Origin of the sequence: Nocardioides sp. Root682 (assembly GCF_001427795.1) — a bacterium.
Lineage (GTDB): Bacteria > Actinomycetota > Actinomycetes > Propionibacteriales > Nocardioidaceae > Nocardioides.
Window position 1 is genome coordinate 845198 of record NZ_LMHJ01000001.1, and the last position, 25764, is coordinate 870961.

The following is a 25764-nucleotide window of genomic DNA, read 5'->3' on the forward strand; positions in this document are numbered from 1 at the left end:
TCAGACGGCCGCCGGTTCGGTGTCGGTACGACGGGTGGCGGCGCGGTGCGCGAGCTCCTGCCGGACCAGCGGCAGCAGGTCGCGGCCGTAGTCGATGGCGTCCTGGAGCGGGTCGTAGCCGCGGATCAGCACGGTGTCGACGCCGATCTCGACGTAGTCGAGGATCGCAGCGGCGACGGTCTCGGGCGAGCCCACCAGTGCGGTGGAGTTGCCGCCACCGCCGACGGCCTTGCTGGTCGGGGTCCACAGGCAGCGGTCGTGCAGGTCGCCCTTCTCGGCCACGGCCAGGAGTCGCTGCGACCCGGCGTTCTCGGGCGCCTTGCCCTGCGGGTGCAGCAGCCCGACCTTCTGCTTGAACTGCGCGCCGGCGGCGCCGTTGATCGTGTCGAGGATGCCGTGCGCCCGCTCCCACGCCGCTGCGTCGGTGTTGCCGAGGATCGGCCGGAAGGACACCGAGACCCGCGGGCGCTGGACCCGCCCGGCGTCAGCGGCCCGATGGGCGACGGTCGCGATCTGCTCGCCGGTCTCCTTCAGCGGCTCGCCCCACAACATGTAGGTGTCGGCGTGCTTGCCGCCGACGACGTACGCCGCCGGGGAGCTGCCGCCGAAGAACAGCTCCAGGTGCCGGTCCTCGTGGGGGAAGACCTGCGGCGTCGCGCCCTCGAACCGGTAGTAGCGACCCTCGAAGTCGCGCGGCCCCTTGGTGTCCCACGTCGAGCGCAGCACCTGGAGGTACTCGTCGGTGCGGTCGTAGCGCTCGTCGTGCGGCAGGTAGTCGCCCTCCCTGCGCTGCTCGACGTCACTGCTGCCGGTGACGATGTTGAGCGCGACCCGACCCTTGCTGAACTGGTCGAGCGTGCTGAACGTCCGCGCCGCGAGCGTCGGGTGTACGACGCCGGGCCGGTGCGCGACGAGCAGGCCGAGCCGTTCGGTGTGCGCGGCGGCGAACGCCGCGACCTGGCTGCCCTCGGCCCAGCCGGACCCGTAGCCGATGAGGACCCGGTCGAATCCACCGTCCTCGTGCGCCCTGGCGAAGCGGGCGGTGTGTTCGGCGTCGACGACTGCGGCGTTCCCGGGCCGGATCTCGGAGGCGTCGGCGGTGCCGATCATGCCGAGGATCTCGACGTCGTGGTAGCGGGGGTCGTGGGTCATGGGGTGGCCTTTCGATCTTCATGGGGGCGTGCGGAGAGGCGGTCGCGCCAGGTGACGGCGTCGTGACAGGCGGCGAGCCGCGCGGGCGTGTCCGGCAGCGGTGCAGGCGCGGGCTGGTCGGCGCAGGCGTCGTGGGCGAACGGGCAGCGCTGGGCGAAGACGCAGACGCCGTCGGCCGGCCAGACGCGCGCGTCCGGAGCCGGCTTCAGCTGGTCAGGACGGAGCCGGTCCTCGTCGCCGATGCTGGGCGCCGAGGCCGTGAGTAGCGCGGTGTAGGGATGCGCGGGGTGCTCGAGCACGGCGCGGATCGGTCCCTGCTCGACGATCCGGCCGCGGTAGAAGACGGCGACGCGATCGGCGATCCCGGCCAGCGAGCTGAGGTCGTGCGCGATGATCACGACCGCCAGGTCCAGCTCGGTCCGCAGCTGCTCGAGCAGGTTGAGCACGAGGTTGCGGTTGGAGACGTCCAGCGCGGACACCGGTTCGTCGCAGTAGAGCAGCCGGGGTCGGGTCGAGATGGCCCGCGCCAGCGAGACCCGCTGGCGCTGGCCGCCGGAGAGCTGCCGCGGTCGGCGTTGCAGGACCTCGTCCGGCTCGAGGCCGACCAGGCGCAGCGACTCACGCACGCGTTCGTGGCGCTCGGTCCGCGACAGCGTGCCGGCGATGTCGAGCGGCTCCCGCACGATGTCCGCGACCGTCAGGTCCGGGTCCAGCGAGCGCAGCGGGTCCTGGAAGACCAGCTGCACCTGCCCGGAGCGGCGGAACGCCCGGCGGGCGCGGCCACGCAGTCCCCCGATGTCCTCTCCGGCGAATTCGATCGTCCCTGCGGCGGGCGCGACCAGGCCGACCGTCGCCCGGGCGAGGGTGGTCTTTCCCGAGCCGGTCTCGCCGACGATGCCCACGATCTCGCCGGGTCGGATGTCGAGGTCGGCCTCCACGAGCGCGGCGCCGGTGCCGAGGTGGGTGCCCTTGCGTGGCGGCGCGTAGGACACCGACAGGCCACGAACACTCAACAAGGGCGGTGGATCCGGCGTGGTGGCCGTCGTCAGCGGGCGTTCCTGGGTGGTCGTCATGCCGGTACCTCCTGTCCTGTGGTCACTCGTGGGCTGAGGGAAAGGTGTCCGGCGAGGACACAACGGCTCGTCCGGTCGCCCCCGAGATCGGCGACCGGCACCGGCCCGCTCTCGCACGCGGCCGTGGCGTGGGCGCACCGCGGCGCGAAGCGGCAACCGGGCATCTCCTCGCCGGCCGCAGGCGGCTGGCCCGGGATGACGTCGAGCCGGCGCCGGTGCCAGCTGCCGATCGTCGCTACCCCCATCAATGCCTGCGTGTAGGGATGGCGGGGGTCACGCAGCACCTGATCGGTCGGTCCGCTCTCGACCACCTGGCCGCCGTACATGACGAGGATCCGGTCGCAGCTCTCGGCGACGACAGCGAGGTCGTGGGTGACCAGGAGCAGCGACAGTCCGTGGGTGTCGCGCAGCCGACGCAGCAGGGCGAGGATCTCGGCCTGGATCACGACGTCCAGTGCCGTCGTCGCCTCGTCGGCGATCAGCAGCTCGGGCTCGCACGACACCGCGATCGCGATCAGCACGCGTTGCAACATGCCGCCCGAGAGCTGGTGCGGGTACTGGTGGAAGACGCCCGCCGGGTCGTGCAGCCCGACCTCGTCGAAGAGCTCGACGGCGCGGTCGTGCGCTGCCCGGCGCGACAGGCTGCCCTTGACCCGCAGCTGCTCGGCCAGCTGGTGGCCGACGGTCAGCGAGGGGTTGAGGTACGACGCCGGGTCCTGGAACACCGCACCGATCCGAACCGCACGGACCTGGTCCCAGGTCGAACGCCGGGCGCCGGTGAGCTCCACCGCGTCGGCGCCGTCGCCGAGCACGATCCGGCCGCCGTCGATCCGGCCGGTGGCGGGGAGCAGCCCGAGGATCGCGCGGCAGGTCAGCGTCTTGCCGCTGCCGGACTCGCCGACCAGGCCGACCGACTCACCGCGACGGATCTCGAACGAAACGTCCTGGACGGCCACCAGCCCGCCGGCGACTGAGACCTGGAGGTCGGCGACCTCGAGGGTGGTCCGCACCGGGTTCTCCTCAGACGGTGACGACATCGGGACGCTCCTCTCGGGCAGCGGCGGCCACAGCGGGCCGGGTACGGCGGCGGGGAGCCGCGGTGGCGCCGGTGGCGTCGCGGATCGCGTCGGCCAGCAGGTTCAGGGACCCGACGGTCGCCATCATCAGCAGCGCCGGGAAGACGGGCGCCCACGGCTGCTGGGCGAGGTAGCCCAGGTCGGAGGACAGCATTCCGCCCCAGGTCGGTGCCGGCGGAGTGACGCCGAGGCCGAGGAACGCCAGCGAGGCCACCACGAGCAGGGCGGATCCGGTCGCATGGGCGGCGGTCACCGCGACGTTCGGCAGTACCTTGCTCCAGATGTGGCGGCGCAGGGTCCACCACTCGGTGGCGCCCATCAGCTCGGCCGCCTCGACGTACTGCACCTTGCGGAGGCCGAGCGTCGCGGCACGTGTCACACGGAAGAAGACCGGGCTGATCAGGACGCCGATCGCGACCATCGCCTGCTGCAGTCCGTTGCCGAGGGTGCCGGCCACGGCGATGGCGAACACCGTGAAGGGCAGCACCACCAGGGTGTCGCTGGTCCGGAGGGTGATCCACTCCAGACGCGGTCCCAGCCACGCCGAGGCCAGGCCGGCCGGCACGCCGAGGAGTCCCCCGATGAGCACGGCCTCGACGGCGCCTACGACCGAGAGACGGGTGCCCTCCATCAGTCGGCTGAGCACGTCGCGGCCGACGTAGTCCGTCCCGAGCAGGTGGTGCGCGCTCGGGCCCTGGAGGACCTCGTCGGTGTACTGCTGGAGCGGGTCGTGCGGAGCCAGCGCTCCCCCGAAGACCGCGAGGAAGCCGACACCGAACAGCACGAGGAGGGCCAGGCGTGCGCTCGGCACGCGCCACAGGGCGACGAGGGTCTTCATCGCGCCACTCCCGCGGTGCCGTCGCCGCGCCGGGCGACCGGGTTGAGCAGGGTCTGCAGCACGTTGATGACCAGGCTGGCGATGACGACCACGACGGCCGTGACCAGCAGGGTGCCGAGGACGACCGGGACGTCGCCGCGCTCGGCGGACTGCAGGGCGAGCTGGGCGACGCCGGGGAGCCCGAAGAGCTTCTCCGTCATCACCGCGCCGCCGATGACCAGCGGGATGGCGAGCCCGATCACCGCCAGCGTCGGGCCGGCTGCATTGCGCAGCACGTGCCCGAACAGCACCCGACGGCGGCCGAATCCGCGCATCTCGGCACCGACCGCGTAGTTCTCGCGCAGCTCCCCGGTCAACGAGGTGCGCAGCTGGCGGGCGATCGATGCCGCGACGTCGAGGCTGAGCGCGAGGCCCGGAAGGATCGAGAAGCGGAGCCACTCCGCAGGGTCGTCCTGGACGGGCACGTACCCGCCGGCAGGCAGCAGCTGGAGCTTGACCGAGAACACGACGATCAGCGCCATGCCGATGACGAAGGGCGGCAGCGTCCCCAGGAGCGAGCACACCAGGGTCACTGCCCGGTCGAAGACACCGCCGTTGCTCAGCGCAGCACCGATCCCGGCGCCACCGCCGATCACGAGCGCCAGGACGAGGGCCAGGGCCGCGATGGACAGGTCCACGGGCAGCGCCGCCCGGATGCTGTCGGTGACCGGGACGGTCGTGAACCACGACCTGCCGAGGTCCCCTGTGAGGCCGTTGCCGACCCAGCTGAAGTACTGCACGACCAGCGGCCGATCGAGCCCGAACTCGTGGTTGAGCCGGTCGATGTCCGCCGGCGTCGCGGTCTCCCCCAGCGCCGCTGCGGCAGGGTTGCTGTCGCTGAGCGCGCCGAGCACGAAGGTGATCACCGACGCGAGGAACAGCACCGTGACCGTGACGGCGAGGACGCCGGCCAGGGACCGCAACCACGGCGCGCTCCGTCGTACGACGGCGGGCACCGTCCCGCGACCGGTGGCCGTGAGGGCCACCGGCCGGGCGGGAGCGGCCACGCTCACGACGTGGACACCCCCTCGAAGCGGCGCAGGCTCGGGGACTTCGGCAACGCGGAGACACCCTTGCGCGCGATGATCGAGGGCGTCAGGTACAGGAAGGTGTTCGGATACGTGGTGACCGCGATCCGGGTCGCCTCCTGGAGCAGCGCCGGGTAGGCCGGGTCATCGGTCGGCGTCTCCTTGACCTTCTTCAGCTGGGCCTCGAGGTCCGGGTTCGACTGTCGGCTCGGGTTCATCAGGCCCTCGGCCCCGAACAGCACCTGGAAGGCCTGCACCGGGGACTCGCGTCCGGCGAAGCCGTCGTAGGCCAGCGCCTTCGAGTGCTCGATGTAGACGAGCTGGGTGTGCTGGGTCTGCGGGATGGTCTCGATCTTGACCTCGATCCCGACCTCCTTGAGCTGCGCCTGGATCAGCTCGACGGCGGCGGGCGCGAAGCCCGAGCTGGTCAGCGTGGCCGGGACGGCGTCCTGGTAGCCGGCATCGGCCAGGATCTGGCGCGCCTTGTCGGGGTTGTGGGCGTAGACCTCGGCCAGTTCGGGGTTGTAACCGACGTACCCGGGCGGGAAGGGCTGGTAGTTGACGTCACCGATGCCGAAGTTGGCGACCTCCTTGATCTTCTCGCGGTCCAGCGCGAACTTCAGCGCCTCCACGACGGCCGGGTCGTTGAACGGCGCCTTGCCCGCGTGGACGTCGAGGACGCTGACGAACATCGACTCGAGGATCTGTACGTCGAGCCCGGCATCCCTGGCCTGCTTCACCTGGGCGCCGCCGATCCGCGCGAGGTTGTACTGGCCCGACTGCACCGCAGCGACCGCGGTGGCCGGGTCGGCCTGCGGATAGAGCTCGAAGGCATCCACCTTGATCTCGTCGGCCGCGAAGAAGTTCGCGTTCTTCTTCGCCGAGGCGTGATCGTTCTGGGTGTACTTGGTGACCTGGAACGGGCCGGAGCCGGCGGGCTGGGTGGCCAGCGACGCGGCGTCCTTCTCGAACACCGCGGGGTTGACGACCATGCCGGTCTTGCCCGCGAACAACAGCGGGTACTGGTAGTCGACCTCCTTCAGCTCCACGACGACGTCGAGGGCGCCCGAGGCGGAGACCTTCTTGATCGTCTTCATCTGCGGCGCGATGAGGGAGCCGTCCTGGCTGCGGCCGCGTTCGATCGACTTCGCCACGGCGGTGGCGTCGAGAGGGCTGCCGTCGCTGAACTTCAGGCCCGGGCGCAGGGTGAAGGTGACCTTCTTGCCCGAGGAGTCGTACTTCCAGGACTCGGCCAGCCACGGGATCGCGTTGCCCTGCTGGTCCAGCGCGGTGATCGGGTCATAGGCCAGCGCGAGCATCTGGACGTCGGAGCCGGCCGACGAGGTGACCGGGTCCCAGGTCGTCGGCAGCTGCCAGGCCCACTTGATGGTGCCCGAGCCGCTCGCGGAACCAGTACCGGACGACGTACCGCCACAGGCTTCGAGCGCGACGATCAGGCCCGCACCCAGGCTGGCGCCCAGGAAGGTACGGCGGTTCAGGTTCGTGGCAGGCGGACGGGAACGGAAGGACATCGGGATCTGCTTTCGGGATGGGGTGGGTCGGTTGGGCGGAGGTGGTGCGGAGGTGCTGCAGACTGCAGCCGGGCGCCCGGCGGGTGCGGCCGGACGCCCGGGGTTCAGGCCGTCACGTCGGCCGTGCGGGCCGCGGTGTGACGGTTGACCGGGACGGGCAACCCGAGATGCCCACGCAAGGTCGTTGCCTCGTAGTCGGCGCGGAAGACGCCGCGTTCCTGGAGGATCGGTACGACGTCGTCGACGAAACGACGGAAGTTGGCCGGGTGGTCGACGCCGACGTTGAAGCCGTCGCAGGCGCGGGCCTCCCACCACTCGATGAGCTTGTCGGCGACCGTCGTCGGCGAACCGACGAACTCGCTCTTGCGGAAGTAGCGCGTGGCCTCGACGGTCTGGCGCAGGGTCCAGCCGTTCTCGACGGCCCGCTCGGTGACGGCCTTCGCCTGGGTGAAGAACGACCGGCGCCCGTGCTCGAGGGTCTCCGACGGGAACGGCGCGTCGAGGTCGTACTGCGTGAAGTCGTGCCAGCCGAACGCTCGTCCGAACTCCGCCAGCGCGGCGGAGAAGGTGTGATCGCGGTCGTTGTTGAACGCCTCGATCTCACGGGCCTCCTCGTCGGTGTCACCGACGACGACCTTGATGCCGGGCATCACCACGAGGTGGTCCGGGTTGCGCCCGAACCTGTCCCTGGCGCGGGTCTTGATGTCGTCGTAGAACGCCTGGCCGGAAGGGATGTCCGGTGCGTGGGTGAAGATGCCCTCACCGACGCTGGCACCGAGGTCGCGGCCCTGGTCGGAGTCGCCAGCCTGGAACACGACCGGGTGGCCCTGCGCCGAGCGCACCAGGTTCAGCGGTCCGCGGACCTTGAAGTGCTCGCCCTCGTGGTTGAGGACGTGCTGCTTGCTGCGGTCGAGGAAGACCCCACTCTCGCGGTCACGGACGAAGGCGTCGTCCTCGTAGGAGTCCCACAGGGCCCGGGCCAGCTCGACGAACTCCTGGGCGCGGCCGTAGCGGGTGTCGTAGTCGTAGTGCTCGTCCAGCCCGTAGTTGGTCGCCGTGCCCGCGTCGCCCGTGGTGACCACGTTCCAGCCGGCGCGACCACGGCTGATCAGGTCGAGCGAGCCGAGCCGTCGTACCAGGTTGAAGGGACTGTTGAAGCTCGTCGTCGCGGTGCCGACCAGGCCGATGTGGCTGGTCTGGGTGGCGAGCGCGCTGAGCAGGGTCAGCGGTTCGAGCCGGTTGAGGTAGTGGGGCGGCGAGTACGGCGTGATGAACTGGCTGTCGACGATGAACAGCAGGTCGAAACGGCCCCGCTCGGCCAGCTGGGCGATCTCCGTGAACCACGCGACGTCGACGCTCGCGTCGCCCGGGATCTCCGGGTCCAGCCACAGGGTGTGGCTGCCCGGACCACCGGTGCCGTAGGGCACCGCGCCCAGGTGGATCTCCCGCTTCGACGCCATGTCGGCCTGCTCCCTCGGTTGACTCGATGTTTGTCTATCAAACTACTGGAGTTTGAAGGACGGGTCCAAGGAGGGTTCATGATCCGAACCGATCACGCGGCGTGATCGAACACGGTTACTCTTGTTTTATGACCAAGTTGCTGGACATTGGGCCGCTGCGCAGCCTCGTCGCCATTGCCGACTGCGGCGGCTTCCAGCGCGCAGCCACCCATCTGCACCTGAGCCAGGGCGCCGTGAGCCAGCACGTACGACGCCTGGAGGCCGTCGTGGGCACCCGGCTCGTCGAGAAGAACGGTCGCGGTTCCCGGTTCACCGCCAGCGGCGAGCAGCTCGTCGGCCACGCCCGTCAGATCCTTGCTGCCCACGACGACACGCTGCGCGCGTTCTCGGTCGAGCGGGTCGAGCAGGTGACCATCGGCTCCACCGAGCACGCCGCCGCCCAGCTCCTCCCCGCGCTCGCCGCCGCACTTGACGAGAAGGGCGCCTTCGGCTTCCGGTTCCGCATCGACCGCGGCAACCGGCTTCGCGAGGGCCTCGCCGCCGGCTCGATCGACCTCGCCCTGATGCTCAACGCGAACGACCCCCAGGCGCTTCCGGTCGGAGACCTGGAGCTCGCGTGGTACTCCTCCCCCACCTGGAGCCCGCCCGCCGCACCGGACCCGTTGCCCGTGGTCGCCTTCGACAGCCCGTGCGCCCTGCGCAGCCGCGCCCTCGAGACGCTCGCCAGCCATGGCGTGCCCGCGATCATCGGATCGGAGGCGACGCAGCTCGCCGGCGTCCAGGCGGCCGTTGGCGCGGGCGTCGGCGTCGCCCTGATGGCCACCCTCGGCCAGACACCCGCGGGCCTGGTCCGTCGCGACGACCTGCCCGCCCCGGAGCCGATCCGTCTCCACGTCTGCGCGCGGCCAGGCCTGCCGGCAGGCGTCGCGCAGGCGACAGCAGGGGTGCTCCGGCCGCTGCTCGAGGGCATGGCGAACGTCCTGCCCTCAGACAACGACGAAAACGACACGGTCGTCGCAACTCCTCGGACTCGAGGTGTTGCGACGACCGCATGAACCGCGTCGCTCAGGCGGCGGCCCGCTGCTTCTTGCTGCGCATCGGGAAGGTGACGATCTCGGCGATCCCGGCCTTCTTGGACTCCGTGTAGAAGCTGTCCGGCAGCGAGAGCTTGAAGACCTTCTTCCAGACGCTCAGGAGCTGGTTGGCCATCGAGTCCTCGTGGTAGGCGATGTCGTACTTCTCGCAGAGCGCGCGCACCTCGACCGAGATCTCCTTGTACCGGTACGCCGGGACGTCCGGGAAGAGGTGGTGCTCGATCTGGAAGCTGAGGTTGCCCGAGAGGACGTCGATCCACTTCGCGCCGGTGAAGTTCGCCGAGCCGAGGATCTGGCGGTAGTACCACTCGGCGTGGCTCTCGTCCTCGGTCTCCTCGATCGAGAAGGTCTCGACCTCCTCCGGGAAGTGGCCACACCAGATGACCGACGACGCCCACAGGTTGCGCACCAGGTTGGCGGCAGCGTTGCCCGCGAAGGTGAACGGCGCACCGGGACCCGAGAGCAGCGGGAAGAGGACGTAGTCCTTCAGCGCCTGCTTGCCGGCCTTGTCGCGGAAGCGACGCAGGCCCGGCACCATCTCCCGCCAGGTCTTCTCGCCCTTGATGAACTTCTCGGACTCGAGCTCCTGGATCGCGGTGCCCCACTGGAAGAACGTCTGCAGCAGGCCGCAGAAGACCGGGTTCAGCAGCCAGATCGGGTGCCACGGCTGCTCCTCGGTCAGGCGCATGACGCCGTACCCGGTGGCGTCGTGGTCCTTGCCGATGATGTTGGTGAAGGTGTGGTGCACGTAGTTGTGCGTGTACAGCCAGCTGTCGGCGTGGATCGTGTTGTCCCAGTCGAAGTTCTTCGAGGTGTACTGCGGGTCGTTCATGAAGTCGTACTGGCCGTGCATGATGTTGTGGCCGATCTCCATGTTGTCGATGATCTTCGACAGGGAGAGGGCGGTGACGCCGGCGACCCAGGCCGGCGGGAACCAGCCGGCCCACAGCAGGCCGCGCCCGGCGAGCTCGAGGCGCTTCTGCTTGCCGACGATGTCGCGGATGTACGCCGCGTCCTTCTCGCCGAGGTCCGCGACGATGCGCGCGCGCAGCTCGTCGAGCTCCTTGCCGAAGGCCTCGATCTTGGCCGGGCTGAGCTTCTTGGCCTTCTTGATGTCGGCGGGGCCGGTCGTGATGGGGGTTTCCTGCGTGATGGTCATGAGTTCTCCCGGAGGTCGGTGGGTCGGGTCAGAGGGCGATGGACACGTCGCCGCAGGGCGCCGAGATGCAGGTCTTGATGTTGACGTCTTCGTCGCTGTTGATCTCGCCTGTCAGGACGTTGCGCGTCGTACCGGCGTCCTTCTTGAAGACACACGTGTTGCAGATGCCGATCCGGCAGCCGTAGTCCGGCGTCAGGCCCGCGGCCTCGGCCTGCTCGAGGATGGTCTGGCCGTTGTTCTCGACCTCGATCTCCGAGGCGCCGAACACCAGGGTGCCGGTCGCCTCGTCGGTGGCGACGGTGCGCGTCGGCGCCGCGAACTGCTCGAGGTGGAGCCGGTCGGAGAGGCCCTCGGCCTCGAAGACGGCGCGGACGCCGTCCATGAGGGGCATCGGGCCACAGAGGTAGGTCTCGGCCTCGGCGTAGTGCTTGTCCGCCGCGACGAGGTGCTCGCGACTGAAGAAGCCCTGGAGGTCACCGTTGTCGGCGTTGGTGTACGCGCGGACGATGCGGACGCCCTCGTACTTCGCCTCGATCTCGGCGATCTCCTCGCGGTAGATCACGTCGTCCTCGGTGAAGGCGTAGTGCAGGAAGGTGACCTTGCCGATGTAGGCGCGCTCGGTGAGGGTGCGCAACATGGACATCACGGGGGTGATGCCGGAGCCGCCGCTGATCAGCAGGATGCTGCGCGGGTGCGGCAGCGGGATGTGGAACTCACCCTGCGCCTGAGAGATCTGGACGACCATGCCCGGCTCCGCGTTGGCCAGCAGCCACGGCGAGACGAGGCCGTTCGGGTCGACCTTGACGGTCAGCTCGAGGTGACCGTCGCGACGGAACTGCGAGTTGGCCGGCGAGTAGCAGCGGGTACGACGGATGCCGTCGATCTCGACGGACAGCTTGACGAACTGGCCGGCCTTGAAGCCGGTCCAGAGATTGTTCGGCCGAATGGTCAGGGTGACGCTGTCGGCGGTCTTGCGCTCGACGGCGGTGACCTCGGCCCGAATCTCGCTGCTGGACCACAGCGGGTCGAGCATCTCGACGTACCGATCGACGCCGTGGGGCGTCGTGATCGCGGCGGCGAAGGACGAGTTCAGGACGCGACGAGCAATCACTGACGACGTCAGCTTCTGAGCGATGAGCGACATGCCCGGCCCCTTTCAGTGAACAAGTGTGCACTGACGAACGTAGGCCATGACGGCGTCCGTGCCAAGCAATACTCGACGTGATGCTCGATACAGTGCACGGCCGTGCACTGAATTTCAGTCTCGCTCAGCGGGCGTTCTCGCGCATGAGATCCTCGGTCCCATGGTTCTGCACCACCGCCGCTTCCGACTCGAGCCGAGACTCGCCTGGATCCTCGGGGAGCTGCGCGAATCTCCCCACGCGCGGGAGCTCACGGACCGGACCACCCGGCTGGCCGAGACGCAGGACAGCCCCACCGGGCAGGACCTGGGAGAGGCCCTCGGTGCGCACCGGTTCCTGCTCGACCGGGCGGCCGACGGGCTGGACCTGACCGCGGCCGGCTACCTGCGTCCCGCCGTCGTACGAGCTGTGGCCGACCACCTTCCCCTGATGCAGGACTGGCGCTTCGCAGTCGAACGCGAGAGCCACACCCAGCCGGTGCTCCACTTCCGGGAGTCGGTCCAGCGTGCGGGCCTGCTGCGCAAACAGAAGGGCAAGCTGCTCCTGACCTCGGCCGGCAAGCGCGCCCGCTCGGATCCTGCGTTTCTGTGGGGCCACCTCGCAGATCGCCTCGTCACGTCCCGCCGTCAGTTCGACGACGTCGCAGGAATCCTGGTTCTGCTGCACCTCGCTACCGACGGCGACGTCGACACCCGACAGATCGCGGACCTGCTGCAGGCCCTGGGTTGGCGGCGCGGAGACGGTTCTCCTGTCGACCGGATGGACGTGCAGTGGATCTACAACGACCTCTGGGCCGCCCTCGGAAACGTGGGCGCGCCCGTTTCCGGACGCGGGCTGCTGGCCCGACACCCCAGTCCGGAGGCGCTGGCACTGATCCGTGATGCGCTCCTCGAAGAGGCGCCTTGGGAGGACCCCGCTGATGGCGTTGCTCAGGCCGCGCCCTCCCTGAGCCTGCGTTTCGTCCCGAACGAGGACTGACGGCCGCCGTACGCCGCGATCAGACCGGGATGCTCGCCTGCCCCTCGGCAGGGTCCTCTCAGCGGACAGTGAAGCGGAGGCTGCCCGAGGACCTGTTCACGCGGGCGTTCCCCGAGTAGACGACCTTCACGCGATAGGTACCGGCGCGCAGGCGGCTTCCGGGAACCACCGCGACCGCTGTTCCGCTCGAGGCATTCGAGCCTCGGGTGACGGTGCTGGTGGTGACGAACACGGATCCGCTGCCGCCGATCCGCTCGACCCGGATCTTCACCTTGCCGCTGACGGCGCGGACGCCACGGACATCGATGTGAAGCCCGAGGCGCTCGCCCGCCTGGACGCACGTCCTCGCCCTCACGACGGTGGTGGAGGTGCGCCTGCTGGCCGACACCTTCAGTGTCTGGGCAACCTCGACAAGTCCGGCCGCGTCGATGGCCCGGTAGTGCACCGTGTCGGTGGCGCTGACCCTGATCGGGGCGGAGTACCTCGTCCACGTCCTCGACCTGCCGAGTCGCTGCTGGATCCGGACCACGCCCGACTGGGCATCCGTCGCGGTCAACGTGACCCGATGGGTGGTGCGGTTGAGCACGGCCTTGGTCAACGGCGGGGTGTTGTCCGGCCGGAACGTGCGGGTCACGGGTGCCGAGACGTTGCCACTGCTGTCGGTTCCGCGCACGGCGACCGCAGTCGTGCCGACGACCCGTGCCGGCGTGGAGTACGGCGTCCACTTGCCGTTGTTGACGCGGATCTCGGTCTTCACGGGGTCCCCGGAGTCGTCGGTCGCCCGCGGAGTCACCGACAGCGGGCCGGGGCACAGACCCCCGCCGTTGCTGCTCTGCTGGGTGCTCAGGGTGAGCGCCGGAGCCTTGACGTCGGCCAGGTGGTCGAGGTCGAGCGCCGCCAGGGTGCGCAGGCCGGCCGCGTCCATGAGCACCAGCAGTGGGTTGGTGCTCACCGGGAAGGTCTTCCACATCTGGTTCGATCCGGTCGCCACGTAGCCGTACATGCCCGGCCGATTGGTTGCTCGGTACAGGTCCATCGCGGAGTTCGGGTCGCTGCGACGCACCACGTGACCGTCGTCCTTCAACACCCACTCCTGCTCGGAGCTCGACGCGTCACACGAGGCCATGGCGACCGGAGACCCCGCCGCCATGCACTGGTCCGGGCGGACCTGGCTGTGCAGCGCACCACGGGCGTCGACGAACCAACGGAACGCGGCGGTGTCCGCACACCCGGCCGGGGTCGGGGTGACCCACGCTTCGGGTGTCGTGGTCGCCTTGTCGAGATGGAGGCACTTGGACTCCACCAGCACCTTGCCACCAGCCGGGAAGACGGTGCCCGAGGGTTCGACGAAACCGTTGTCCTTGAGCAGGCGCTTGAGGTCGCGCTTGCGGGCGTAGTTGCCCGCGGCCAAGGCGGTGGCGTACCGGTTGAGGTAGCGGTTCACGGTGGTCACTCGGGCGCGTTGGTCGAGGACACGGTTGGCGACCGTCCGAGCCGTGGCGCTGAGTGCGCCCAGGTTGTCCTGCCAGCTCATCAGCTTGAGCATGTCCGTGGCGGAGAGCACCGGCGTGCTGGCACCGGCCAGGCCCTCCAGCACCGGCGTCAGCTGGGCCAGCTCGACCTTGCGGAGTGCCTCGAAGCCGGCGTCCTGGCCGATCACCACAGCCGGGTCCATCGCCGGCAGGTTGGTCGGGACCACGATCGCGTTGCCCAGCTGAGTGGTGAGCGACGTGTTGCGGCACTGGATGCTCGCGTTGGTGGGACGGTCGGACTGGGCGACGTTGACGTTGAGCTGCTTGACGCCGTCCGTGCTGTCGAGGAGCACCTCGCGGTGCTGGCCGCCGTTCAGGGTGATGTCGAGCCAGCACTCTCGCGTGCCCGAGGTCTTGGTGGGCGCGGGCAGGTTGAAGGTGTTGCCGTAGTTGCTGCGGAACGCGGGGTAGAGCACGGTCTGAGCCGTGTTGGCCGGGTTGTAGCCGCCGAGGAAGGTGAAGACCGGGATGCCTGCCTTCACGGGCTTGGCGGGGGGATTGAACGTCGGGTCCTTGACCTTGGCGTCGACGTAGACGCCCTTGGTCGCGTCCCAGTCCCGATAGCCGCTCGGGTACGACGGGTCGGGTACGACGGTGCGCAAACCAGCCTGGATGCGCTTGGCGCTGTAGCCGGTGTGGTGGGTGTACTGCGACATCTTGCTCGAGCCCCAGCCCCCGGACATGGCGTCGGTGCCGTAGTTGTACTGACCGGCGAACGTCTGGCTGAAGACACCGTTCCCGTCGATGTTGTATCCCTCCGGCTTGAAGTCCTTGAGCATGAAGTTGGAGCGCATCCGGTTGCGGTAGGCGATCCACCCCCAGCCGGACTCGGAGTGGTGGACGGCGTTGATGACCTTGGCGTCGCCGGTCTTGCTGCTGTCCATGCCGGGGTAGTGACCCAGTCCGTAGGAGTGCCCGAGCTCGTGGCTCAGCTCGTTGCCCACCGAGTCGTACAGCGTGGCCATGCCGTTGCCACCGCTGAGGCCGTGCCCCTGGACGCCGTTCGTGTAGTTCCCGGCGGCGTGGTGGATGATCCGCTCGTTGAAGGTGCCGGGCTGGCGCTGGTTCATCAGGGCGCTCGGGATGCCGAAGTTGGCGAGGTTGATGCCGGTGGCCACCTGTGCCTTGGCGACGTTCTCGCGCATGTCACCGTCGTAGACACCGCCGGTGCCGTCGCTGGTGCCGGGTGTCTCGTAGACCTTGCCGGAGGCGACGATCACCTTGTCCAGACGGACGGTGTCGTACTTGGCGATGGTCAGCTTCGAGACCGGAATGGTCTGGAAGTAGTCGGTACCGGTTTCTGCCGGCCGCAGCAGCATGCCGTGGCCATTCGACACGGGTGCGTCAGTGAGCATCCCCAAGCGGATGTTGTTGATCACCAATTCGGTCGGAGCGGCGATCTCCAGGCCGCTGGCCGCCAGGGTCCCGACCGAGCCGGAGGAGTTGGTGAAGCTCAGCTCGAGGCCGGGCAGGACCCAGTTCTGCGGCAGGGCGACGGACCACGCGCGCAACGAGTACTGCACTGTCTTGCGACCGTTGGGCGCGGGCAGGTCACCCTGGGGCAGCGCATTGGGGTGGGCCATCCGGAGCGTTCCCAGGATCAGGCCGTTGCGCCGGGCCACGACGGTCACCCCGTCGGTGGCAGCGAGCGGTGAGAACAGAAGGAGCGCCGCTCGACGCGCGACAACCGTCGGCATCTCCCGCGCGGCGTTGCCGGACGGGTTCACCGAGTGGCTCTGGACGAACTCGACCTGCCCGGCCAGGGCACCGGTCAGGTCGTTGCGAAGTGCCCGCACGGAGCCGGTCGCGGTGGTGTCGTGGAAGCCGAGCTGGGCCGGGGTGTCGTACCGCTCATCGCCCGTCGCCACGGCCGGTGCCGCCCCAGCCGTCACCCGGTCGGCACCCGTCGCGCCGTACGACGAGGCCAGGCCGGTACCGAGAGAGGCGCCGAGCGCCACCGTCACGACACACGAAGAGAGGATCGACGTTCGTCGGTGGAGGCGACCACGGCTGAACGGTCCCGCCTCGACCTCCCCTGTCGATCCGGACTGCGTTGACCGCTGGCTCCAAGGACTCATGCGCGGTATGACCTTCCACTCCCGAAACGACCCCCTCCGGGTCGTTCACATGAAGGAAGACGCGATCTGGCTCACATCATTACGGCAAAACGCAGCGATTCCGGGTTGCGGAAATTCTGACGCCGACTCGTCCTTTCCCGGAGGCATGGGTGGCTGGAGTGGGGTTGGGTGGCGCGCCCCGCAGAGCTCGCCACCCAACCCCGGACCGATGGAGACGTCAGCCGGGCGGGGCTGTCCCATCGGTCGTTCGGGGTGCACGTCCAGGCGCCGCGTCGGCGCTGGCTGGTGCGGGGATGACCCGAGAGGCGTCGCCGACCGTGACCACCGATCCGGTGACCAGCACGGTCGCAACCCGGTCGGCATCTGCGAGGGCGATCGCTCTCGCGGACTCGAGCGCCGACGCAACACTGGGCGCGGTGTCCACCCGCGACGTCCCGAAGATCGTCCGCGCGAGGACAGCGAGCTCCTGCGCGGGCATGCTCCGCGGGCTGGAGTTGCGCGTGCAGACGACGACGTCGACGACGGGTTCGAGGGTGCGCAGCACCTCCTCGACGTCCTTGTCCGCCATCGCCGCGACGACCGCGATCGTGCGTGACGGCGCCAGCTCTGCAAGCGACCCGGCCAGGGCGGCCGCGCCGTGCGGGTTGTGCGCCACGTCGAGGATCACCGGCGGCGTGCCCGGGTGCACCTCGAAGCGGCCCGGCGACGTGACCCGCTCGAGCGCCGTACGAACCACACCGAGGTCGAGCTGACTGCCGATGAGCGCCTCCACCGCGGCGATCGCGCAGGCCGCGTTCTCCGCCTGGTGGCGCCCGTGCAGCGCGAGGCGGAGGTCGTCGTACGAGCCGTGCAGGCCACGGACCGAGATGACCTGGGCGCCGTCGACGACGCGCCGTTCGGTCAGTGCGAAGCCGTCACCCTCCACGACGAGCCGCGCGCCGACTTCCTCGGCCCGTGCGCGCAGCACCTCCTCGACCCCTGCGCCCTGGCGGGCGCTGACCGCCACGGACCCGGGCTTGATGATCCCCGCCTTCTCCGTCGCGATGGCGGTCTCCGTGGCGCCCAGGTGGTCAGTGTGGTCGAGCGCAATCGGCAGGAGTACGGCGACGTCGGCGTCGATCACGTTCGTCGCGTCCCACCGCCCACCCATGCCGACCTCGACCACAGCGGTCCGCACGGCAGCGCGGGCGAAGGCCTGGTAGGCCATCGCCACGGTCATCTCGAAGAACGAGAGCGGGTGCCCGGTGGCGGTGTCGACGGCGGCGGCCTGCTCGGCCACGGCTTCGTAGGCGGACACCAGCGCGGCCTGGCCGATGATGTCCTCGGCGATGGCGATGCGCTCCCTGATGCTCGTCAGGTGGGGACTGGTGAACCGGCCGGTCCGCTCCCCCGAGGCGGCGAGCAGCGCTTCGACCATCCGCGCCGTGCTCGTCTTGCCGTTGGTGCCGGTGAGGTGGACGCTCCGGTACGCACGATGGGGGTTGCCCAACCGGGCGGCCAGCATCTCGATCCGCTCGAGTGACGGCGCGATCCGGGTCTCCGGCCACCTCCGGAGGAGCTGGTCCTCGACGTCCTCCAGCACGAGCGTCCCGCGCGTCACGGCAGCGCTGCTCACGACGCACTCTGCTTCGGTGCGCCAACCCGCGCCCGCGCGCGACGGCGGGGCGGGGCATCCTGCAGGCGTGCCAGCTCGGCGATGCGCCACCGCTCGGTCTCGGCGACCTGGTTGAAGGTGAACAGGTGCAGGCCGGCGACGTTCATGTCCGCGCGCCCGAGCGTCGCCGCCGCACGGTCGAGGAAGCGCAGCGGGTCATACCCGCCGGGGGCAGCCATGCGCGCGAAGAGACCACCGTTCTTGGCCAGGAAGCGCGCCGACTCCCCCACCCCGATCTTCGAGGCCATCCGTAGCAGCTTCACCCGCTCGACCGGCCCCGGGAGCCCGACGAGGATCGGCAGGTCGACGCCGCGCGCCCGCACCCGGCGGACCCAGGCCGCGAGGACGGCAGGATCGAAGGTCAGGTTGCTGACGATCTGCGTGGCGTGCCGTCGCTTGTCCCACATGGCCTGGATCGTGAGGTCGTCCTCGATGCTCGGGTGCGACTCCGGGTAGCCGGTGACGCCCACCTCGGCAAACGGGTTCCCTGCGACCGCGAGGTCCTCGAGGACCTGCAGCGCGCTCGCGTAGGCGCCCGCCTGCGCTGTCGCGTCCCCGGAGGGCACGAAGACCTTGCTGATCCCCGCCTCCCGCAGCCGCGCAGCGATCTCCGCGAGCTCACCCGGCCCCGCGATCATCCGCGCAGCAAGGTGCGGGACGACGTCGAACCCGGCGCCGGCCAGCAGCTCCGCGGTCTCGAGGGTCGCCCCCAGCCCCTTGGCCGGCGACGCCGTCACCGTCACCGTCGCGCCAACCGGGAGGCTGGCACTGGCGTCGTCGACGACTTTGGCGGTGGGGAGCACCTCGTAGCGGACCCGGGCCAGCAGGTCCGCGAGCACGTCCGTGCGGTCGCGTCGGCTCATGCGCCCGCTCCGCTCCGGACAGCGTGGAGTCGTCGCGCGACGCGCACCGCGGCCGATGCCGCGGGTACGGCGTGCACGCGCACTCCCCAGGCTCCGCCCGCCGCGGCGATCGCGGCGACGGCGGTCGACGCGTCGTCGCGGTCAAGGGGATGGCCCGGTTCGAGGCCGCCGTGGTCGACGCACTCCGCCAGGAAGCGCTTGCGCGACGCTCCGACCAGGACCGGCAGGCCGAGCGACTGCAGCTGGGGAAGCGCGGCGAGCAGGGACCATGTCTGGTCCGCGGACTTGGCGAAACCCAGACCGGGATCGAGCACGATCTTCTCGGCCGGCACGCCAGCAGCGAGGGCGGCGTCCACCCGCATCGACAGCTCCGCGAGCACCTCGCCGACGACGTCGTCGTACGTCGCCCGCTGCTGCATGTGTGCGGCATGGCCGCGCCAGTGCATGAGGACGCCCAGCGCCCCCGAATCGGCGAGAACGGCCAGCATCGCCGGGTCCGCGAGTCCGCCCGAGACGTCGTTGACGATGGCGGCGCCGGACTCGATCGCGGCGGCCGCCACGGAGGCCCGCATCGTGTCCACCGACACGGTGACGCCTTCCTCGCTCAACGCCCGGATCACCGGCAGGACGCGACCCAGCTCCTCGTGCTCGTCCACCCGTACGGCGCCCGGCCGGGTCGACTCGCCGCCGACGTCCACGACGTCCGCTCCCTGCTCGACCAGCGCGAGTCCGCGCGCGATCGCCCGGTCGACACCGTCGAACCGTCCACCGTCGGAGAAGGAGTCCGGCGTGACGTTGAGGATGCCCAGGACCCGGCACCGACCGAGGGCCTCCACGCGGGACGCCCTTCGTGACGCCGGCGTCCTGGCGACGAGGAGAGCGGGCGCCGTCGTCATGACGGCATCTCGCCCGTGGAGGCTCCGGCAAGGCCGCGGGCCGTTGCAGGCGGGGCTGACGCGAGGTTGCGCTCGGCGATCTCGACGATGTTGGTGAGCAGCATCGCCCGTGTCATCGGACCGACCCCGCCCGTGGCCGGGCTGACCTTGCCCGCGACCGCGTTGACCTCGGGATGGACGTCGCCGAGGATGCCCTCGATCGTCCGGGTCACGCCGACGGACAGCACGGTCGCCCCGGGACTGATCCAGTCCGGCTTCACCAGGTGCGCGACGCCGGCTGCAGCGACGACCACGTCCGAGGCCCGGGCGTGGGCCGCGACGTCGAGCGTCGCCTCATGGCAGAGGGTGACGGTCGCGTGCTCCGACGGCCGGGTGAGCATCAGCCCCAACGGCCGTCCCACCGTCAGGCCGCAACCGATCACGCAGAACCGCTGCCCGGTGATCTCCACGTCGTGCTGGCGCAGCAGCTCGATGATGCCGCGCGGTGTGCACGGCAACGGTCCGGGAATGCCGAGGACCAGCTTGCCGAGGTTCATCGGGTGCAGGCCGTCGGCGTCCTTGTCGGGGTCGATCAGCTGCAGGACACGGTGCATGTCGATGTGCGGAGGCAGCGGCAGCTGCACGATGAAGCCCGTGCACGCGGGGTCTTCGTTGAGCTGGAGAACCGCCCGTTCGATCTCCTCCTGCGACGCAGTCGCCGGGAGCTCCACCCGGAGCGACTCGACGCCGATGTCGGCGCAGTCGCGGTGCTTGCCCGCGACGTAGGAGTGGCTGCCCGGGTCGTCCCCGACGAGGACGGTCCCCAGGCCGGGTTGCACACCCCGGGCCTTGAGCACGCCGACCCGGTCGGCGAGCTGCACCTTGAGGGCGGCAGCGACCTTGCTTCCGTCGATCTTCTTCGCGATGGCCACGGGGCCCGCCTTTCGGGATGCTTGAGGAGGGATCACACGGTCAGTGCCGCGTCGAGCTGATGGCGCCAGCGGTCGAACAGGCGGGTCTGGTTCATCCCCAGGACCCCGACAGGTACGTCGCCGCGGCGGTAGACCGCCAGGAGGGAGTGGCTCTCCACCGAGCCCTCCTCGATCGTGACCGAGTCGGCCTCGCCCGCGTGTCCAGCGAACTGGACCCGGACGTCGTACTGGTCGGACCAGAAGTAGGGAACGTTGACCGGGGTGCCCTCGTCGAGCGCCCCGCCACCGCGCCAGCGGAGCAGCGCGGCAACGGCGATCGCCGGGCGCTCCATCGCGCCGGCCCAGTGCTCGACCCGGTCATGACGACCCAGCCGAGTGTCGTACCAGGCCGCGCAGTCGCCGACAGCCATGACACCGGGCACGCTCGTGCGGCCGCGGTGGTCGCACTCGATCGCACCGCAGTGCAGGGCGAGCGCGCCGCCCAGCCACTCGGTGTTGGGGACCGCGCCGACGTCGACCAGGACCAGGTCCGCCGGCAACAGGGTTCCGTCCGCGAGCTCGACGCCTTCGACCTGCCCGGTGCCGACCAGTCGGGCGACGCCGGTGCCACACCGCAGGTGGACGCCGTGAGCCTCGTGAAGGCCACTGACGACTGCGCCCATCGCGGCCCCGAGCGGTCCGGCCAGCGGCGTCGCCACGGCATCGACGACCGTGACGTGCAACCCCGACGCCTGCGCGGTGGCGGCGACCTCGCCGCCGATGAAGCCGGCGCCGATGACCACCAGGCGACCGCCGGGCAGCAGCTCGGCGCGGAGTGCGCGAGCGTCGGCGAGAGTGCGGAGGACGTGGACGCCCGCCAACCCTGCGGGACCGGGCAGCGAGCGTGCCCGGGCGCCCGTCGCGACCACGACGCCGTCGCTGCGGATCCGCGTGCCGTTCTCGAGGACGACGGCGCCGGCAGTCGTGTCCAGCCCGACGGCCCGTGCGCCGAGGATCCAGCGTGCCGCGACGTCCTCGCCCGGGGACTCGAGGCCCAGCCCGTCCTCGTCGATCCGCCCGGCCAGGAACTCCTTCGACAGCGGAGGACGGTCGTAGGGGCGCTGCTTCTCGTCGCCCACGACGACCAGCTCACCATCGAAACCCTGGGACCGGAGCGCCCGCGCGGCGGACAGGCCGGCAAGCGAGGCGCCGACGATCGTCACCTTCTTCATTTCCCCCACCTGATGCGAATAGCACAACGAGACGCGTAATGCGCAACAGTCTGGAACTGTCGCCGATGACTGTCAAGAGGTTCGCGCGACCCGGGTCACATTTGTCGCCGGATCGGGGCGATCGCGAACAGCAGGCGGGTACGGTTGCGTCATGAGCAACGAGGAGCAGACGGCGAGCCGCAAGCCCACCAGTCGCGGCACGGACGGACAGGCCGGCGTCCAGTCCGTCGACCGCGCCATCACGGTGCTCGAGATCCTCGCCCGCGAGGGCCACGCGGGGGTCAGTGACATCGCCGCCGAGATCGGCGTGCACAAGTCCACTGCCTTCCGGCTGCTGGCCGCCCTGGAGGAGCGGGACCTGGTGGAGCAGAACACCGAGCGCGGCAAGTACCAGCTCGCCTTCGGCATCCTGCGCCTCGCCAGCGCCATCCCGACCCGCATCGACATGGTGCGTCAGGCCCAGCCGGTCCTCGACGCCCTCGCCCTCCAGCTCGACGAGACGATCAACCTCGCCGTCCTGCGGGAGCACTTCGCCGTCAACGTGCAGCAGGCACGCAGCTCCGCAGCGGTCATCAGCCAGAACTGGGTCGGTCAGCTGACCCCCCTCCACGCCACGTCGAGCGGCAAGATCCTCCTCGCCAACCTGCCGGACGAGCAGCGCGACGCGATCCTCGACAAGGCCGGCCTGCCGTCCCTGACCCCGGCCACGATCACCTCGCGCAAGAAGCTGCTCGACCAGCTCGAGGAGGTGCGCACCACCGGCTTCGCCACGGTGGTCGAGGAGCTCGAGGTCGGCCTCAACGCCGCCGCCGTGCCGGTCCGCGACCACACCGGATCCGTGGTCGGCGCGTTGAGCGCCTCCGGCCCTGCCTTCAGGTTCAACGAAGCGCGCATGGCCGACGCCGAGGAAGCCCTGCGCGCGGCGGGCGACCGGATCAGCTACCGGATGGGTTCCATGGCCTGACCAAACCCCGCGGCGCCGTACGGCGTCCCTGGCCGACGGCCGGGAGCAGGGTCCGAGAGGGCCTGCTCCCGGCCGTTGCAATTCCGGCGGCGAACCCCTTGACCGATCGCCGATCGACAAGGCACGCTGTTGCGTATCGCTCACCGAGTTGTGTAATACGCAAAGGATGAACCATGGCACCTCGACCCCCCGCCGGCAGCGAGTACGTACTGACGCTCACGTGTCCGGAATCGCCCGGCATCGTGTTCGCCGTCAGCCGCTTCGTCATGGAGCACGGCGGCAACATCAGTGCGAGCCAGCAGTTCGACGACCGTCTGACCGACACCTTCTTCATGCGCGTGCAGTTCCGCGTCGGCGACGCTGCCGTCTCCACCCTGCGCCACGACTTCCAGGCGATCGCTGGCCAGTTCGCCATGGCGTGGCAGCTGCACGACATGCACACCCCCACCCGCACCCTGCTGATGGTCTCCCGCTTCGGGCACTGCCTGAACGACCTGTTGTTCCGCACCAGCACGGGCGCGCTGAACGTCGAGATCCCGGGCATCGTGTCCAACCACCGCGACTTCGAAGCCGTGGCCGATGCGAACGGCATCCCGTTCTTCCACGTCCCGGTCACGCCGGACACCAAGCCCGAGGCCGAGGCCCGGCTGCTCGAGCTCGTCGACGAGCTCGATGCCGACCTCGTCGTGCTCGCCCGCTACATGCAGGTGCTGTCCAACGAGCTGTGCGGCAAGCTCGAGGGGCGCGCCATCAACATCCACCACTCGTTCCTGCCGAGCTTCAAGGGCGCCAAGCCCTACCACCAGGCCCACGCACGCGGCGTGAAGCTGATCGGCGCCACTGCCCACTACGTCACGTCGGACCTCGACGAGGGCCCGATCATCGAGCAGGACGTCGCCCGGGTCGACCACTCCCTCGATGCTGCCGACATGACCGCCGCCGGTCGGGACGTGGAGGCCCAGGTCCTCGCGCGGGCCATCCGCTGGCACAGCGAGCACCGCGTGCTCCTCGACCGGAACCGCACCGTCGTCTTCCGCTGACGCTTCGTCGGTCCACCACGACAGGACCCCTGCCCGCGCGGGCAGGGGTCCTGTCGTCGTGCCACGGAAACACTCGATGGGTCAGGGCAGCGTCAGCGGCTGCTCCCAGGCCTCGAGCGGCGCCTTCCGCCAGCTGCCGTAGGTCGCGTTCGGGAACATGATCCAGTCGCGTCCGAAGTGGCCGGCGTGCCGTGCGACGAGCTCTTCCTGCTCTCCCGCGGTGGCCCCGTCGAAGTCGTCGTGGAAGTCGGGAAGGCTGTCCCCGAGCAGCAGCACGACCTTGTGCTCCGCCTCCGCGACCGCCCGCCGCTCCTCCTTGCTCGGGCCGTAGAGCAACACCTGGCCTGGCACGACCTGGGGCAGCCCGAGCCCACGCAACGTGGCGAGAGTCGATTCCTTGTTCTCCTCGAACCGGTCGGAGACGTAGTAGATCGCCACCCCGTGCCGGTCGGCGTACTCGAAGAAGTCAGCGGCACCAGGTGTCAGGCTCGGGGTGCCGCGAACCTCCCAGTCCGACCAGGTGTCCCAGGTCGTGTAGGTGTGGCAGGCCTCGAGGTCCCGTGCCAGCAACGCACTGTTGTCCAGCACGGTCTCGTCGAGGTCGGAGACCACGGCGAGCTGCTCGCCGTGACCGCGGCGCCCGGCGACCAGCTTCTTCAGACGGGCCTCGGCGACGGACCATGACTGGAGCTGCGCCGCGGCGGAGTGCGCCGACTGCTGGTAGCGGATGCCCATGGCGTACTCGCTGACGGGACAGTCCTCGGACACGGTGCTGGCAGTGGTGCTGGCAGTGGTGCTGGCGATCGATGACGCGGCAGGATTCGCCGCGACGAGTGCCGCCGCAGCGACCCCCGTGACGAGGGCGCTCACCAGTGGGAAGTTGCTCACGAGAAGTCCTCCTGTTGTTGGGGTGGAGACGGGTGAAATGACGCCGGCTCGACCACCCGTGCGTGGGTGGACGAGCCGGCTTCCACGTACGTCGGGACCGGACTGCCCGCCCGCAGGACGGCCCCGACGTACTGCTCGCGCAGGTCAGCCCTTCAGCCAGGCGTCGACCTCGTCCTTGTGGTCCTCGACCCACTTCTTCGCCGCGTCCTCGGGGTCCATCTGGTCCTCGGAGATGTACTTCGCGACGAGGTTCTGGTCCTCGTTGGTCCAGGTGAAGTTCTGGACCAGGCCGACGGCCGGGCTGTCGGAGTCGGCGAACTTCTTCGACACGACCTTGTTGAGGTCGTAGACGGGGTAGTCGCAGGCGACCTTCGCCGGGTCGGCGTCGCAGCCTTCCGTGTAGTCAGGGAGATCGACCTTGACGAGCGCCACCTCACTGAGGAACCACTGCGGGTCGTAGAAGTAGCCGAGCATCGGCTTGTGGTTCTCCTCGGCCTCGCGGAACGCCTCGATCAGCGCCGTCTCACTGCCCGCGTAGACGACCTTGTAGTCGAGCCCGAGGTTCGAGACCAGTGCCTCGTCGTTCGTGACGAAGCCCGGGTCACCGTCGTACAGCGTCCCCTTGTCGCCCGACTCGGGCGTGCGGAAGAGGTCCGCGTACTTGTTCAGGTTCTTGGAGTCGGTGATGTCGGGGTACTTCTCGGCCATCCACGGCGGGACGAACCAGCCGATGACGCCCTCGTTGCCCGTGGATCCGAAGTCGACCGCGGATCCGTCACCGCCGGCGCTCTTCATGTACTTCTTCTGCAGCTCGGGGTGGCCCCAGTTCTCGATCACGACGTCCACCTCGCCACTGCCGAAGCCCTTCCACGACACCTGCTCGTCGAGGTCCTTGTAGTTGACGTTGCAGCCGAGCCGCGTCTTGGCGACGTAGCCGACCACGTGGGCATTCGCCTCGTAGCCGACCCACGGATTGATGGCGAGGTTCAGGTCGCCGCACTTCGTGTCGGCGGCCGCAGTGGAGTCCTGGATCGAACCCCCGCAGCCAGTCAGGGTGACAGCCAGGGCAAGCCCGGCCAGGGCCCCGGCTGCGCGGGGTCTCTTGAGTTCCATCATGGTGCCTCTCGGGTAGGGAAAGGGTTCTTCATCAGGCTGG

At 69.7% G+C, this 25764-nt stretch carries 21 protein-coding genes; 4 read left to right on the plus strand and 17 right to left on the minus strand.

What is annotated here, in order from left to right:
* The 7 genes from ASD84_RS04060 to ASD84_RS04090 form a co-directional block, all read right to left on the minus strand.
* A complete protein-coding gene (locus ASD84_RS04060) occupies positions 1-1152 on the minus strand; it encodes an LLM class flavin-dependent oxidoreductase (protein WP_056706892.1) in 1152 nt (383 codons plus the stop codon).
* The gene (locus ASD84_RS04065) at positions 1149-2225 is read right to left on the minus strand and encodes an ABC transporter ATP-binding protein (protein ID WP_056706894.1); all 1077 of its coding nucleotides are present in this window, start codon (positions 2223-2225) and stop codon (positions 1149-1151) included. Before ASD84_RS04065 ends, ASD84_RS04060 begins: the two co-directional genes overlap by 4 nt.
* Positions 2222-3262, minus strand: a complete 1041-nt coding sequence (locus ASD84_RS04070) for an ABC transporter ATP-binding protein (RefSeq protein WP_056706896.1) — start codon at positions 3260-3262, stop codon at positions 2222-2224. The genes ASD84_RS04065 and ASD84_RS04070 overlap by 4 nt, the downstream gene beginning before the upstream one ends.
* Positions 3246-4139 carry an ABC transporter permease gene (locus tag ASD84_RS04075; protein WP_056706898.1) on the minus strand — a complete coding sequence of 298 codons (894 nt, stop codon included), beginning with the start codon at positions 4137-4139 and terminating at the stop codon, positions 3246-3248. The genes ASD84_RS04070 and ASD84_RS04075 overlap by 17 nt, the downstream gene beginning before the upstream one ends.
* Positions 4136-5191 carry an ABC transporter permease gene (locus ASD84_RS04080; RefSeq protein ID WP_156391560.1) on the minus strand — a complete coding sequence of 352 codons (1056 nt, stop codon included), beginning with the start codon at positions 5189-5191 and terminating at the stop codon, positions 4136-4138. Before ASD84_RS04080 ends, ASD84_RS04075 begins: the two co-directional genes overlap by 4 nt.
* Positions 5188-6738, minus strand: a complete 1551-nt coding sequence (locus tag ASD84_RS04085) for an ABC transporter substrate-binding protein (protein WP_056706900.1) — start codon at positions 6736-6738, stop codon at positions 5188-5190. The genes ASD84_RS04080 and ASD84_RS04085 overlap by 4 nt, the downstream gene beginning before the upstream one ends.
* Positions 6739-6842: 104 nt before the next feature.
* Positions 6843-8198, minus strand: a complete 1356-nt coding sequence (locus tag ASD84_RS04090) for an LLM class flavin-dependent oxidoreductase (RefSeq protein ID WP_056706902.1) — start codon at positions 8196-8198, stop codon at positions 6843-6845.
* A 128-nt stretch (positions 8199-8326) separates the two neighbouring features.
* Here ASD84_RS04090 and ASD84_RS04095 point away from each other — a divergent pair, with 128 nt between their 5' ends.
* On the plus strand, positions 8327-9253 hold the full coding sequence (locus ASD84_RS04095) for a LysR family transcriptional regulator (protein WP_056706904.1): 927 nt from the start codon (positions 8327-8329) through the stop codon (positions 9251-9253).
* A gap of 10 nt (positions 9254-9263) precedes the next feature.
* Here the strand turns inward: ASD84_RS04095 and ASD84_RS04100 are convergent, their stop codons facing one another.
* Positions 9264-10451, minus strand: coding sequence for a fatty acid desaturase family protein (locus ASD84_RS04100; protein ID WP_056706905.1), 1188 nt, complete (start codon positions 10449-10451; stop codon positions 9264-9266).
* 28 nt (positions 10452-10479) lie between these two features.
* Positions 10480-11595 (minus strand): ferredoxin reductase, encoded by a 1116-nt coding sequence (locus ASD84_RS04105; protein WP_056706907.1) that lies wholly within the window; start codon positions 11593-11595, stop codon positions 10480-10482.
* Between the two features lie 160 nt (positions 11596-11755).
* Between ASD84_RS04105 and ASD84_RS04110 the strand changes: the two genes are divergently transcribed.
* On the plus strand, positions 11756-12571 hold the full coding sequence (locus ASD84_RS04110; protein ID WP_056706909.1) for a hypothetical protein: 816 nt from the start codon (positions 11756-11758) through the stop codon (positions 12569-12571).
* Positions 12572-12629: 58 nt separating this feature from the next.
* Here the strand turns inward: ASD84_RS04110 and ASD84_RS04115 are convergent, their stop codons facing one another.
* From ASD84_RS04115 to ASD84_RS04140, 6 genes are all read right to left on the minus strand, one after another.
* Positions 12630-16067, minus strand: a complete 3438-nt coding sequence (locus ASD84_RS04115; RefSeq protein WP_056706911.1) for a M66 family metalloprotease — start codon at positions 16065-16067, stop codon at positions 12630-12632.
* Positions 16068-16398: 331 nt separating this feature from the next.
* Entirely contained in the window at positions 16399-17796 is a 1398-nt protein-coding gene (locus ASD84_RS04120) for a bifunctional folylpolyglutamate synthase/dihydrofolate synthase (RefSeq protein WP_235530962.1), read from the minus strand.
* Positions 17793-18698: a methylenetetrahydrofolate reductase gene (locus ASD84_RS04125; RefSeq protein WP_056706913.1), complete on the minus strand. Its 906-nt coding sequence runs from the start codon at positions 18696-18698 to the stop codon at positions 17793-17795. The genes ASD84_RS04120 and ASD84_RS04125 overlap by 4 nt, the downstream gene beginning before the upstream one ends.
* On the minus strand, positions 18695-19594 hold the full coding sequence (gene folP / locus ASD84_RS04130; RefSeq protein WP_082573143.1) for a dihydropteroate synthase: 900 nt from the start codon (positions 19592-19594) through the stop codon (positions 18695-18697). The genes ASD84_RS04125 and folP overlap by 4 nt, the downstream gene beginning before the upstream one ends.
* On the minus strand, positions 19591-20505 hold the full coding sequence (locus ASD84_RS04135) for a bifunctional methylenetetrahydrofolate dehydrogenase/methenyltetrahydrofolate cyclohydrolase (protein ID WP_082573144.1): 915 nt from the start codon (positions 20503-20505) through the stop codon (positions 19591-19593). The genes folP and ASD84_RS04135 overlap by 4 nt, the downstream gene beginning before the upstream one ends.
* Before the next feature lie 32 nt (positions 20506-20537).
* On the minus strand, positions 20538-21716 hold the full coding sequence (locus ASD84_RS04140; RefSeq protein ID WP_056706918.1) for an NAD(P)/FAD-dependent oxidoreductase: 1179 nt from the start codon (positions 21714-21716) through the stop codon (positions 20538-20540).
* 151 nt (positions 21717-21867) lie between these two features.
* Between ASD84_RS04140 and ASD84_RS04145 the strand changes: the two genes are divergently transcribed.
* Both ASD84_RS04145 and purU read left to right on the plus strand, forming a co-directional pair.
* Entirely contained in the window at positions 21868-22680 is an 813-nt protein-coding gene (locus ASD84_RS04145; protein WP_056706919.1) for an IclR family transcriptional regulator, read from the plus strand.
* Between the two features lie 173 nt (positions 22681-22853).
* Entirely contained in the window at positions 22854-23720 is an 867-nt protein-coding gene (purU, locus tag ASD84_RS04150) for a formyltetrahydrofolate deformylase (protein ID WP_056706922.1), read from the plus strand.
* Between the two features lie 81 nt (positions 23721-23801).
* Here the strand turns inward: purU and ASD84_RS04155 are convergent, their stop codons facing one another.
* Both ASD84_RS04155 and ASD84_RS04160 read right to left on the minus strand, forming a co-directional pair.
* A complete protein-coding gene (locus tag ASD84_RS04155) occupies positions 23802-24608 on the minus strand; it encodes a 5'-nucleotidase, lipoprotein e(P4) family (RefSeq protein ID WP_056706924.1) in 807 nt (268 codons plus the stop codon).
* A 144-nt stretch (positions 24609-24752) separates the two neighbouring features.
* Positions 24753-25721, minus strand: coding sequence for an ABC transporter substrate-binding protein (locus ASD84_RS04160; RefSeq protein WP_156391561.1), 969 nt, complete (start codon positions 25719-25721; stop codon positions 24753-24755).
* Between the last annotated feature and the right edge of the window lie 43 nt (positions 25722-25764).